The 12,013-nt window shown below is 42.9% G+C and carries 14 protein-coding genes and 1 pseudogene; 9 read left to right on the top strand and 6 right to left on the bottom strand.

Going from position 1 to position 12,013, the window contains the following annotated elements; translation table 11 throughout:
• Positions 1–58: 58 nt before the first annotated feature.
• Entirely contained in the window at positions 59–973 is a 915-nt protein-coding gene (ku, locus tag QD47_RS05610; protein WP_044645188.1) for a non-homologous end joining protein Ku, read from the bottom strand.
• Positions 974–1,382: 409 nt separating this feature from the next.
• Between ku and QD47_RS05605 the strand changes: the two genes are divergently transcribed.
• From QD47_RS05605 to QD47_RS05590, 4 genes are all read left to right on the top strand, one after another.
• Positions 1,383–1,781, top strand: coding sequence for a RidA family protein (locus QD47_RS05605; protein ID WP_044645187.1), 399 nt, complete (start codon positions 1,383–1,385; stop codon positions 1,779–1,781).
• 189 nt (positions 1,782–1,970) lie between these two features.
• Entirely contained in the window at positions 1,971–2,210 is a 240-nt protein-coding gene (locus QD47_RS05600; protein WP_044645286.1) for a hypothetical protein, read from the top strand.
• Between the two features lie 58 nt (positions 2,211–2,268).
• Positions 2,269–2,448, top strand: a complete 180-nt coding sequence (locus QD47_RS05595) for an H-type small acid-soluble spore protein (RefSeq protein WP_044645186.1) — start codon at positions 2,269–2,271, stop codon at positions 2,446–2,448.
• 3 nt (positions 2,449–2,451) lie between these two features.
• A complete protein-coding gene (locus tag QD47_RS05590) occupies positions 2,452–3,432 on the top strand; it encodes a hypothetical protein (RefSeq protein WP_044645185.1) in 981 nt (326 codons plus the stop codon).
• A 238-nt stretch (positions 3,433–3,670) separates the two neighbouring features.
• Here QD47_RS05590 and QD47_RS05585 read toward each other — a convergent pair whose 3' ends face one another.
• The 4 genes from QD47_RS05585 to QD47_RS05570 are packed head-to-tail and all read right to left on the bottom strand — an operon-like array spanning position 3,671 to position 7,015.
• On the bottom strand, positions 3,671–4,327 hold the full coding sequence (locus tag QD47_RS05585; protein ID WP_044645184.1) for a 3-oxoacid CoA-transferase subunit B: 657 nt from the start codon (positions 4,325–4,327) through the stop codon (positions 3,671–3,673).
• Entirely contained in the window at positions 4,324–4,989 is a 666-nt protein-coding gene (locus tag QD47_RS05580; protein WP_044645183.1) for a CoA transferase subunit A, read from the bottom strand. Before QD47_RS05580 ends, QD47_RS05585 begins: the two co-directional genes overlap by 4 nt.
• A gap of 43 nt (positions 4,990–5,032) precedes the next feature.
• A complete protein-coding gene (locus QD47_RS05575; protein WP_044645182.1) occupies positions 5,033–5,773 on the bottom strand; it encodes an acetoacetate decarboxylase in 741 nt (246 codons plus the stop codon).
• Positions 5,774–5,830: 57 nt separating this feature from the next.
• Positions 5,831–7,015: an acetyl-CoA C-acetyltransferase gene (locus tag QD47_RS05570; protein ID WP_044645181.1), complete on the bottom strand. Its 1,185-nt coding sequence runs from the start codon at positions 7,013–7,015 to the stop codon at positions 5,831–5,833.
• Between the two features lie 743 nt (positions 7,016–7,758).
• Here QD47_RS05570 and QD47_RS05565 point away from each other — a divergent pair.
• Complete coding sequence (locus tag QD47_RS05565; protein ID WP_044645180.1) at positions 7,759–8,346, top strand: DJ-1/PfpI family protein; 588 nt, start codon at positions 7,759–7,761, stop codon at positions 8,344–8,346.
• A 115-nt stretch (positions 8,347–8,461) separates the two neighbouring features.
• Here QD47_RS05565 and QD47_RS05560 read toward each other — a convergent pair whose 3' ends face one another.
• The gene (locus QD47_RS05560) at positions 8,462–8,842 is read right to left on the bottom strand and encodes a hypothetical protein (RefSeq protein ID WP_044645179.1); all 381 of its coding nucleotides are present in this window, start codon (positions 8,840–8,842) and stop codon (positions 8,462–8,464) included.
• Between the two features lie 160 nt (positions 8,843–9,002).
• Between QD47_RS05560 and QD47_RS05555 the strand changes: the two genes are divergently transcribed.
• The 4 genes and pseudogenes from QD47_RS05555 to QD47_RS05540 form a co-directional block, all read left to right on the top strand.
• Entirely contained in the window at positions 9,003–9,275 is a 273-nt protein-coding gene (locus QD47_RS05555) for a helix-turn-helix domain-containing protein (protein ID WP_327204660.1), read from the top strand.
• A 293-nt stretch (positions 9,276–9,568) separates the two neighbouring features.
• Positions 9,569–9,955 carry a hypothetical protein gene (locus tag QD47_RS05545; protein ID WP_044645176.1) on the top strand — a complete coding sequence of 129 codons (387 nt, stop codon included), beginning with the start codon at positions 9,569–9,571 and terminating at the stop codon, positions 9,953–9,955.
• A pseudogene (locus QD47_RS34365) lies at positions 9,912–10,130 on the top strand (hypothetical protein); the annotation flags it as partial. The gene QD47_RS05545 and the pseudogene QD47_RS34365, both read left to right, overlap by 44 nt.
• Before the next feature lie 856 nt (positions 10,131–10,986).
• The coding region (locus QD47_RS05540; protein WP_044645175.1) for an acyl carrier protein at positions 10,987–12,013 on the top strand (1,027 nt) is incomplete at its 3' end.

Below are 12,013 nucleotides of genomic sequence, written 5' to 3'. Positions count from 1 at the left end.
CTGGATTTAAATGGGCTTGTCTTCCGTAAGCATATGCTAAACCTGAGTCGCCGCAGTCTCAGGTTTCCTTGCATTTGGCCGTGCTTCTTTTCTTTTTGATCGGAGTCGGGGAAATGGAATCTCCTGCCACAGCTTGTTGTGTTGTTGTGGCTGCTGTTTTACGCGCAGGGCGTTTTTTCACAGCAGTGCCGGGATCGGTAACAACAGGCTTCACTGCCTCGATGCTGGCCTGGAGTGCAGCCATCAGGTCCACGACATTGGTCTGCGGCTGGGACGGGGCGATTCGGATCTCTTCTCCAGCCACTTTATGCTGAATGAGATCCAGCAGCCGCTCGCGGTACTGGTCCGTATATTTTGCTGCATCAAAAGGTGTAGATAGCTGCTCAATGAGCATTTTTGCCATGGTCAGCTCCTTCTCTTTAACTTCCTCCTGCCCCGGCAGATTAGGAACCTGGGACACCGGTCGGATTTCATCCGGGTAAAACATCGTCTCCACCGCCAAACATTCATCCAGCACACGAATAGCCGCCAGACTGCTTTTGGATCGGATCGAGATTTGGGCAATGCCAATTTTCCCGGTATCCTTCATCGCATTCATAAGAAGCTTGTAAGCATTAGAGCCTGCCTGATCCGGGGACAAATAATACGTTTTTTGAAAATAAATCGGATCAATCTCCTGCAAGTCCACAAAATCCAAAATAACGATATTTTTATCCGCTTGTCCGCTGATTTGCTCCAGTTCCTCCTTATCGAACATGACAAACTTCCCTTTTTCGTATTCATAGCCTTTTCCAATTTCCTCCCATTCGACCTCCTTGTCACAAACGGGACACTTGCGTACATAACTGAGCGGACTTCCGCATTCCTTGTGAATATAACGCATGGAAATATCCTTATCCTCTGTAGCCGAAAACATCTTAACGGGCACATGAACCAGCCCAAAGCTGATCGCGCCTTTCCAGACCGTATGCATACCGCCAGTCCTCCGTTTCTTTAATCCGCATTTTGTATCCTTCGATTCCAACGCTCGGCCGTGAGCTATGCATTTTCACTTAGTATGCTTCGGAGAAAGGAATGTATGAGGTGTAAAGAAAAGAGCAAGCCAATTAATCTGCCTTCTGAGGTATGACTACATCGCATAGCACCATGATTTGAAGTTGTTAAGTTACATTTGTTATATTAAAATAAGGGATAATAAATAATCTTGCCATTTTATAAGAAAGGAGTGTTCATGTCATGAAGAAAAGATCATTAAACTTTATATCTTTTGGATATGGATACTCTACTGCTGTTTTTTTCTAAAATCATTTTTATGGGTGGAGTCTGCCTAAAAATGGTTAGAAGAAACGGTAGAAAAATTTTAAAATGACGAGGTTGATTAAATGAAGAATGAAAAAATTATTAGAAAAAACCCGGCAGGTATGCCGAAACCAGTAGGGAATTACACACATATAACTAAAATTCCCAGAAATTCAGAGCTATTCGTGACTTCAGGTCAAATTGGAGTAGATCAGAATGGCCAATTCCCAGAAAGCTTTAACCTGCAAATCAGTAATACTTTTAATAACATTAAATCAGTTTTGGACGCTGAACAATTAACCGCTGACAATATTATTAAAGTAAATGTATGGGCAACTGAGCAGATAGATTGGGATTACATGTATTCCCAATGGGAAAAGTTATTTGGGAATGATTATCCTGCAATGACTATCGGCTACCTTACTGCTCTAGGATTGCCTGAAATAAAAATTGAAATTGAAATTTGGGCAGCTAAAGCATAAAAATAATAACTCATTTATGGTGATGGAATCATAGATAGCCCCGGTCTTCGTGAGAAGCTGGGGCTGTTTGATGTTTAAGCTCACGAGTATGAGGTGTAAATGAAGGCTACTAATTGCTCCCGCTTGCGCATGGTTACAGCTTTTTTGGTGCATAGTAAGGTATATCCGATTCAAAAGGAGGTACAATTTATGCCCGGAAAATCCTATCCTCGGCAAATCAGACATCGTGTGGGTCAAAGCCATATCGCCTTTCGGGGACCCGCCGGAGGCGAACAGGATGCATTGCCGCCCGAGTTTGCCCTTTCCCATGGAACCCAGCCGCCTTTTCCTGTAGCTGTGGGTCATGTGGATTTGGAGGCTGTGGTTTCAACTTCGCCTTCTCATAGCATCCCTTCATTGGACATTGAACGGATTATAGATGAGGACTAGGTGAACCTGTATTTCTGAAATAAATGGATACAAAACAAATCATCAGGAGGAGATCAGCATGAACGTGGAACGAGCAAAAGCGATTTACAATTCATCCGAAAACATTGCCGTGCAATTAGAGGGTAAACCAATCTGGATCGAGCATGTGGATGAAGCAAACGGTATGGCTACCGTACAGGTGGGCAGCAATCCCGGCAATACTCAAACCGTCCGTGTGGATCGTCTGGAAGAGCGATAGGAGATGGGAACCAAACATCTGGTCATTATCCATGGCCGTGACAAAAAGCCCAGATGCGACGAAATGCTTCGTCTCATTAAAAAAGCGCTGATCGCAGGATTGCGTCGAGTGAACGAGGAAGCGGCACAAAAGCTGGAGCAAGAGCAGATTTTACTGACATTTAGTTATTATGGTGACATCAACAATCGGCTCTTATTAGAGAGTCGGCCTCGGTACAGAAAACTTTTTGAAGAAGACGATGGAGATTTCTACGTTCCAGACCATTATTACGACGAAAGTATGGAACAATTAATTAATCGACCAACGGATCATATGACCCCGGAGGAATACGAGCGTCTGATAGCCAATGAACCCACTATACACTTCTATGATGATGCTGCAAAAATACTCAGCCCTTACCTCTCTTTGTTTGGTATGAGTACCCGTGCGATCAAAAGGATTCTCCCTGATCTGGGAGCCTATTTAACCAGTCGTGTAATAGGCTCCCAAATTCGCGAAAGGCTACAGTCCCCTCTAGCCGAGGCTTTAAGTAGTGGAGAGGATGTCATGCTGCTTTCCCATAGTATGGGATGCATGGTGGCTTACGATGTTTTATGGAAATTTTCACGTATGAGCGAATACAAACATCTATGGGAATACAAAGTTAACGAATGGCTAACATTGGGTAATCCGCTAGGCGAGCCAGCCGTAAAGCGCAGCTTGTATGATTCCAATGAGCCTGACGACGGTATGTATTCCGCAAATATCAGACATTGGACCAATATTAACGCCGAGGATGACTACATTGCGCATGATGCAACGGTTGAAGATGATTTCCATCTGATGCTGAATCGAAATTTAATAGAAAGTATTGATGATCAGCCTCTTATTCAGACATTCTGGAAAGATAGTCACACTGGGCGTTCCAATCCCCACAACTTCTTTGCTTATCTTAACCATACGAAGGTGGCTGAGCATGTAGCGGATTGGATTTTACGCCCATAAAAGGAGCATTTTATTTGCACAGCTGTAGACTTTCATCGCATGAATGCTGCTTGAATGGTCCCACTCCAACAAAAAAAGGCTCGCAATTGCTCATTGAGCAATTAGCGAACCCTACTTGTAAAAATGAATGCGGTCGAGAGAACTCAAGCCTTCACGGGGGATTAGCCCACACGGACCTGAAACTTCTTCGGAGTCAGTACCCATCTCCCCTTAAGGGCTTGTTCCGTTCTCATGACCTTTACACTGCAATGGCCTTCAAATGTGGTGAAACCATCAGTTCAGCCTCTGTCGCCATTTGAACATCTTCTACCGACAAACCCGGAGCAATTTCCTTTAGCATCAGCCCTCTACCCGGAATAACATCGATGACAGCCTTTTCGGTTACTATGGTCTTTACAACATTTACAGCGGTCAGGGGCAGCTTGCATTGTTTGAGTATTTTCGGCGCCCCATTTTTGTTCACATGCTCCATGGCTATAATCACTCTCTTGGCTCCGACCACCAAATCCATGGCTCCCCCCATACCGGGTACCTTTTTCCCCGGGATCATCCAGCTTGCAAGGTTGCCTTTCTCATCGACCTCCAGGGCGCCCAAAACGGTGATATCCACATGTCCTCCGCGGATGATGGAAAATGAAAGCGCACTGTCAAAAAAGCAAGCTCCTTCCACAGATGTAACGTAGTTTCCGCCTGAATCGATACAATCGAGTCTTTCTTTTCCCTGAGCCGCTTTGGGACCTACACCGAGGATTCCGTTCTCCGCCTGCAGCATAATATGAATGTTTTCGGGGATATAGTCCACTACCATTGTAGGCATTCCAACACCAAGATTGACAACTTCGCCATCTTTGAATTCCTGGGCTATTCTTCGAGCAATAAATTCTCTGTTATTCATGCGTTTCCACCCACCTTTACAATTGCGTCGACAAATATTCCGGGAACGTTGACATGATTGGGGTCAATTTCTCCCGTCTTTACGTATTCGTCTATCTGAGCCACTACATACTCTGCCGCTGTAGCCATAACCAAATTGAAGTTGCGTGAAGAGCCGTTAATGACAAGATTCCCCTCTTCATCAGCCTTGTGGGCTCTGATTAGCGCCACATCCGCTTTGAGCGGCAGTTCGAGCAAATATTCCCTTTCGTCAATTTCTATTTTCTTTTTTCCTTCCTCTACCATGGTGCCTACACCTACAGGTGTTAAAACACCGCCCAAACCGGCTCCCCCTGCGCGTATTTTTTCAGCGAGCGTGCCTTGCGGGAAGAGCTGAACCTCTGCTTCTTTCGTCATAAGGAGCCTTCCCGTTTCCGGATTGGAGCCGATATAGGATGCAAAAATCCGTTTTACTCTGCCGCTTTTTACAAGGTTATAGATAGATAATTCCGGCGTGCCTGTGTCATTGGAAATAATTGTTAGATTGCTGGCGGAATTTGTGTCGACAAGCGCACGTACCAGATCCTCCGGGAAACCTCCTGCCAGAAAACCTCCAACCATCACCGTGTCTCCGTCTTTGACCTTCTTAACTGCTTCTTCAGCGGAGATTACTTTGTTATTCATGGTTCCTTCTCCTTATATATATATATTTTTAGGAAAGCAAACTTTATTGGAGATAATCGTAGAGGACTCTTCCATATGGAAGCGTTAAATCGGCAATAAAATGTTTTCCGCCAACATAAGCTTGAACCGGCAAATCTGCCACAGGAGCATTGACATGGGGGATCAGGCTTAATCTGGCAGGCCCTGACCAGGCGCCTTTTACAGTAATGTTGTCGAGATTATACGCTACTAACTGAGCAATTTTAGGAGTACCGTCAACATCAGGAATTAATTTTAAATTAACTTGCGTTTTTGCGATCGCTTTAGCCGTTTCCTGTTCATCGAGAATGTTATATTTGAAAGGCATGGTTCCCGTGGCCACGAGAACGTGATTATAATGCAATGTACCTGTCAGCGTCTCCGTATCCTCAACGATCAGATGAGGCTTCGCCCATTTTTTCGGAAATCCCCAGATTTCACGTCCCCCAAGAATGGCAGGCGCGTTATCCAAATACATTTGGGCAACAAAATTACAGGGTTCTCCTTGAAAGGTACACGGAATGACAATACCGCTTTCCTCATAGCTTCCTAAACCGGATGAATCGGGCATCTTGATCCATTCATAGGAAACGGTATTGCTTCCATCCGGCTGAAGAGGTTCCGGGACCGCTTGTCTAATCGCAGTGGGGTCGGATTCATAGGTAATGATAAAAAATTCCCGGTTGATGAAGCGGCATGGTGGGCGCCCATAACTGGCACTGGCCGCAGGCATGGATTGGAGTGAAAGTACATCTTTTTGATTCATAGCGATCTCCCTTCCTTTTAAGAGGTAGCTCCAAAAGTCATCTTTTGAACACGTACTTTAAATGAGTGCATTTTCAACCAGCATCGCTATTCCCATTCCCGTTCCGATACATAACGAGGCTATGCCGTAACGTGAAGATCTTCGCACCATTTCATGAACCAACGTAACCAATACCCTAGCACCGCTTGCACCGACAGGATGCCCGATCGCGATCGCGCCGCCATTGACATTCACCTTCTCCGGACTGACCCCAAGCTCTTTTAATACCGCTAATGCTTGTGAGGCGAACGCTTCATTAATTTCAAAAAGATCAATGGCATCGATGGATATTCCCTGTTGCTTAAGAAGTGACGAAATGGCTTTCACCGGTCCCATTCCCATATATGCAGGGTCAACGCCAACAAGTGAATAACCCTTGATATATGCCAACGGCTTTAACGCATGTTCCTTACATTTGTCTTCCGACACTACAAGCATAGCTGCCGCGCCATCATTGATCCCCGAAGAATTTCCGGCGGTAACCGTTCCGTTCTCCTTAAACGCAGTTTTTAAATGAGAAAGTTTTTCTTTCGTTGTATTTCCTCTTATGTGTTCATCCTCCGTGAAATAAATAGTTTCTTTTTTGGTTTTGATCATGACCGGAACAATCTGCTCTTCAAAAACCTTGTTGTTTTTTGCTTCTAAAGCCTTTAATTGGCTTTCATAGGCGAATTCATCCTGCTCAAGTCTTGAAATTCCATATTTCTCGGCAACATTTTCTGCGGTAATTCCCATATGGTAATTGTTGATCGGGCACGTTAGGCCGTCGGCCACCAGGGAGTCTACCAATTCACCGTTGCCAAGCTTGTAGCCGTTTCTTGCATTCCTTAGCAGATAAGGGGCGTTCGACATGCTCTCCATGCCTCCAGCCAAGACGATGTTGCTTTGTTCCGCCAATATTGAATCGTAGGCTAAACCGACGGCATGAAGTCCTGACCCGCAAACCGTGTTTATCGTTGATTCGGGTACATCAATGGGGATACCGGCTTTTAGTGCCGCCTGTCTAGCAGGATTTTGGCCATTGCCCGCCTGAAGAACATTTCCCAAATAAATTTGATCAATCAAAGCAGGCTCTAATTTACTTTGCTGAAGGCATGCTGTCATCACAATTGCTCCCAGTTCAGGAGCGCTTAGGGGCGCAAGGGTTTTGTTAAAAGAGCCGACCGCTGTTCTCAACGGGCTTACTAAAGCTACTTTTTTCATTAAAAATTCACATTCCTTTCGCTGTGTTCAAGACACAATTCATCCATGATTGCAATTCAATTCGTAATTTCCGCGCTTAACTTACGAAACGCAGCGACTGCAAGATACATTTACATGCGGGCATATCATGGTGCCTAAGACGGTGAGTGTGACGGTTCGATCGCCTTCCTTCTTCCATTGGAAATTAAAACCAGTTTCATCATAGTCCCAATGCAGATTTTGCTCAATGTTCAAATATTTACATATATTTGTATACAGATGTTTATAAAGCCATATACTCCAAAATAGATAGGCCATTCTAATGTTTTCTGTTAATTTCTCGATTTTTCTGAAAATCATGATCATAAAATGAATTTTATGTTAAAAATGAAATTTCTAATCAGCACGTGAAAAAACGAGGCTAATCGTTGAATTTGCACACTTTCCTCTTAATCACGCCCCTCCTTTTCTTTGCAAATAACACCTAACTCATCGCTGGGAAAAAAAGCCCTTCAGAATTTTCTGAAGACGGCTTTGCCATTAAATATTCATGATCTTCGTCATAATTGTGCCAGCTTGCTTCTTGTTAACGGTGTCACCCCAACTACACAAAAAGTCCTGAATCTCCACAGAAGGAAATTCAAGAGCTCTTTCATTGCTAAGTTGATGTGGCCTGAATAAGTGCCCGAAAAGGCGCTTTTTATATTGTTTAATCCAGGAAACAGGGTGTATAGTATGGTTAATCTTTGAGGGAGGTAAGACATATGGACTTTAACATATGCTTGTTCGATGATTTTGAAACACTGGATGTATTCGGACCCGTTGAGATTTTTGGCCGCCTGCCAGAAGAGTATGACTTAAAATATTTCTCTATGAACGGGGGAATTATTGAGAGTCGGCAAAAAACCAAGATTGTTACAGAACCTATTGCACAAGCAAAGCCCGATGGCATATTCATGATCCCGGGCGGACAGGGGACAAGAAGTTTAATCCATGATGATCAATTTATGAAACAGGTCAAAGAATTTGCGGAACAGTCCTGTTTTTGTATAACCGTCTGTACAGGTTCTGCGCTGCTTGCCAAAACAGGCTTGTTAAAAAACAGGCGCGCCACATCCAATAAATTAGCCTTTGATTGGGTGAAATCCATCGACACAGAGGTTGAGTGGATTCCAAAGGCAAGATGGGTAGTAGATGGAAAGTTCTATACTTCATCGGGTGTATCCGCTGGAATAGATATGTCCTTAGGCTTTGTTTCCGACCACTTAGGTCTTGAAAAAGCTCAACAGATGGCTAATCAAATTGAATACATCTGGAATTCCGATAAAAATGATGACCCCTTTGCGAGATAAGTATATTGCAAGAGATAAGGAGGTTCGATGATGACATCTTTCGCACATCTTGTGTTGCTCGATGCTTTTCTGCCGGACGATGGTGAGTTCGTTTATATTGGTCATCTAAGCGTGCTTATTTATTGTTTCTTACGAAATTTAATTTGATATCTCCACGATTCTCTAGCCACAGCAGCTCGTTGAGTAAAAATGTCATGCTATCCATAGTATGTAGTCTTTCAATAGTATCCGATACAACTGTCATAAGATCACACTGAATGTTTTCTGCAAGTTGTAGTCCACCACTGTCACCGTCGACGAATAAGTGTGTATGTTCAGGATGGTCTATCTTAAGTACATGACGGAGCCACAAGCAACCATGCTCAATGTGAAAGAAGTAGTGTTCACCGTAAATGATTCCCTCAAATATCTCATACATATGTGCTTGATCATAGGGTCCAAATACCATCGCTGCCCGTTCTAGTGCGAGTGAATTAGTTTCTGGTGCTATAAACATATAATTGTGCCTCCTATTGGATAGTTGAAAAATGCTTTGGAACTTTAACATATTGCTAATAACGAATGGTTTTGCTACGATGGTTGTACGTGAATATTAGTTAACATTTCAATATGTCAACATTTTGGTCATGATTGAATAATACCTAAATATTTTCCGTATGTCAACATGTAGTGCTTATTTTTTTGGAGGGATTTCTATGGAACCTTTGAGTATACGTTGTCGCCTTGGAGAAATGATGAGAGAACGTGGATTACAAAACAAAGATGTAGTGGAGTTAACAGGCGTGAGTCGAAACACAATTACCTCGCTTGCTGGCAATGCCACCAAACGTATAGATTACGATACGCTCGGTGCATTGTGTCGCGGATTAGGTGTTACTCCCGGTGATCTTCTGGAGTACATACCGAATGCCAAAGAAAGTACTGAATAATTGACATGGACCGTTACTATTAACGGTCTTTTTGCATAATATGTTGGGCTGAGTAAACATATAAGGAATGTTCCGATGAGGAAAATTCTTTTGTTACACAGTCCTGATCTAATGGAATGGAGAAAAAGAAACAATGCTATCATAACTGAGTTTACGAATGGCCGTTTCTTTTTGACTCAGTATACAACAGATAGAAAAGATGCTCCCCTATCTACTTGGTATTCAAATGGGTACAAGGTTTATGCATGGAAAATGAGTACTGCAAAAAGAAGCCCAAATGACTGAGGTATTTTATGCGCTTGATTTGTTTAGTATTATTAATAATCCTTGCATCATGCTCAAATGTAACAGACAGTTCGACCAAGGAGGCTAGTACTGAATATGAAAATGTTCAGGAACTTAACAATTTACCTGTTCCCAGCACTGCCACTGAAGTCGATGGAAAATCTTCTAGAGATTTGAAGAACTATAAAATTCATCAGTCCTTTGAAAATTTTAATGCTTCATATCAAGAAAAACTCAAAGGTGAGGGATGGGGAATAATTGAAGTCGAGAGCAACAAGGTAATATCAGTAGAGAAAAACAATATTAAATACTTACTGATTATCACTAAAAGCTCTGACACTCAAACAACCAATGTTACAGTTTGGTTCACTATTTCGCTTCGTACTCAAGAGTGATCTGGAGCTTTTCTTCTATCACTTGCTGGAAAGGGGGATTTACATCTGGGAAGGGCGGAACTGCTTCTTGTCGACCGCTCATACGGAGGAGGATATTGCGCGGATCATACAAGCTGTCAAGGACAGTGTAGATGAGCTGCGTAAAGGGGACTTCTTACCTGATCTGACCCCGAACGGCCAGGTAAGCAAAGAGTGTCTATAGCCGACCCTTCAGAAGTATCGACAGTGGACGTGGATGAAATGGTCATCCCACTAACCCCGGATCAAAGGCATTTCTGGTTCGCTTAATGTCAAGAAACGAAGTGACTTACATCTTGACACGCGAACGTATATTAATGTGAGACGTTAAGTGAACTGTCCAATCCCGTATTGATTTTGCCGAAGAATTGAGTAAAGTGCACTTCGGCGTCTTTACGCTCCAAATTTGATAAAATGTCAGGTTCTATTCTTAGGACTTGGCATTTTTAGTAGTGTGGGCATCAGTTATGAAAAAGCCATTCGGAGAGGAAGAAAATCGTAATTGGGCCGTGAGGCTGCGCTGAATCGACAGGAGTCAACAAAGGTCATATTTTGCAGGTGGTTGTAATCGTTTGCAAAGTGTAGAGCAACTAAATTAAAGCTTACCAGAGTAGACATAACTTTATTCGTCATCGTGAATTCTTACAATACGTATAGCTTCATCGAGTTCAATTGTTCATAATTGACGCATGTCAGCGAGTAAAAGAAAAGATTTGAGTTTTTAAGAATCAATACTGGAAAAAAACTATATCCTGCATAATAAGTTGAATAAAAGAATTTAGCCATTAATGGTTTAATAAAACAAATTAGATCCTCGTTTTACCAGATGGATAATTATATTTTATTAGTATGAGGATGGTTTCCTTATACAGTGGACCGTTCATATTTACCTTCCTATGAAAACTTTATCTTGTATCCCTAGCTAGGTTATATCGCACTTTTTAGGCTAGCGTCACAGCTGGAAAGGATAAAATTAATTCCTTGAATACCCCATAGTAAAGGAGTCTGAAAAGATGGTGAATGAGTATTTCTCGACGGAATCTGCTTCCAATCCGCATAAATCTACTATTGCTAATAAACTGTCAAAAATAATCGGAAGTGTATCCCAACTCAGTCCAGACGAATTAGAGCCGCAAAAACATTTTTTAGAACTGGGTTTAGACTCTATTCTTCTGTCTCAGGTTAGACACAGCATTAAAAGTATGTTTGGCTTGGATATCCCGATGAACGAGTTTTTTGAATCACTGACTACGCTGGAGTTGCTGACAAACTATATTGCTGATAGGGTAGCCTCGACCTCTGAAGAATTGGCCCGGAATTCGGAGGAGCATCAGTTGGCTGCATCGTCCAGTGTCACTTCTTCGGTGCCTTCCGTCTTGCCGGGCCGGAGTCAAAAATCCGCTATCCCTGTAGAAGATCCTGCACCACAAGAAAGCAAGCTATCAAATAAGGATGTATTTGCGGAGAGAGAACAAATTTTAGAAATGCAACTTCAACTCATGTTGCAGCAGATGGAAATACTGCGTCAGTCTCGGCTTGCACCAGTGGCAATGTCTGAATCGCATTCACTACAAACTGCTGTCGAGCCTCAGACATCCGCGATGCAGGAGGTAGCTGCCACAGTTACTTCTGTTTCCCCCGTCCAGGCTTCCGTCTCAGCTGTTTTGCCAGACAGAAAAGAATCTAAAGCATTTGTTCCCTATCAAAAAATAAATGTGCAAGCCCATAATTCGCTTTCACTTAGGCAGGAAATGCATATGCAAAAGCTGATTGAGCATTACACGATGCGCACACGAAAGACCAAAGAGTATACTCAGCAATACAGGTCTGTATACGCCAATAACCGGAATGTGGCCGGATTTAGGCTTGCTCACAAGGAAATGGTGTATCAGATTATATCCCAGCGTGCAGAGGGTTCTAAAATTTGGGATTTGGATGATAATGAATATATTGATTTGACGATGGGGTTTGGGGTCAATTTGTTTGGTCACAACCCATCCTTTATCCGTGAATCGATAGAGAAGGAAATACATAACGGGA

The sequence above is a fragment of the Paenibacillus terrae genome, assembly GCF_000943545.1.
GTDB lineage: Bacteria > Bacillota > Bacilli > Paenibacillales > Paenibacillaceae > Paenibacillus > Paenibacillus terrae_A.
Note: the sequence above shows the minus strand (reverse complement) of the source record. Positions and strands in the feature narration are given on the sequence as shown.